This is a genomic window from Vibrio sp. 378, from assembly GCF_033339435.1.
Genome location: NZ_JAWOUO010000923.1, coordinates 1 through 571, shown reverse-complemented (window position 1 = coordinate 571; position 571 = coordinate 1). Strand labels below are relative to the sequence as shown.

The 571-nt window shown below is 48.9% G+C and carries 1 protein-coding gene; it reads left to right on the top strand.

Features of this window, described 5'->3' with window-relative positions:
- Positions 1–571 (top strand): NAD(P)H-hydrate dehydratase (locus R7Q48_RS29625; RefSeq protein ID WP_318133948.1); only part of this gene is annotated, 571 nt, incomplete at both ends.

The window sequence follows — 571 nt, the reverse complement described above, 5'->3', positions numbered from 1 at the left end:
ATCCCTCGTTTGCTCCCAAAGCCAAAAGCGACAGCTCACAAAGGCGATAACGGTAAATTACTTTGCGTTGGCGGGAATCAAGGTATGTCTGGTGCAATCCGTTTGTGCGCGTCTGCGGCGGTTCGAAGTGGGGCAGGGTTAACAGCAAGTATTACGCACCCAGATAGTTTCATTCCTCTGCAGGTCAGTTGCCCAGAAGTGATGAGTCAAAGCATAACCACGGATTTACTCAGAGACACGGAAAACGCGCTCACTAAGCGTATTCGCTGGGCAGATGTTTTGGTGTTTGGCCCCGGTTTTGGCGACGATGAGTGGGCGTATCAAGCTTATCAATACCTATCTCAAGAACAAAAACCGAAAGTTGTGGATGCGGATGGTCTAAATATTCTGGCAATGTTAAGTCAACGATGTGATGGCACATTGGTGTGTGACAACCAACGCGTCATAACTCCTCATCCGGGAGAAGCCGCTCGCTTGTTAAATGTGACCACTCAACAGATTGAAAGTGATCGATATTCCGCAGCACGCCAACTGCAAGAACGCTATGGTGGCGTAGTGGTGTTAAAAGGTG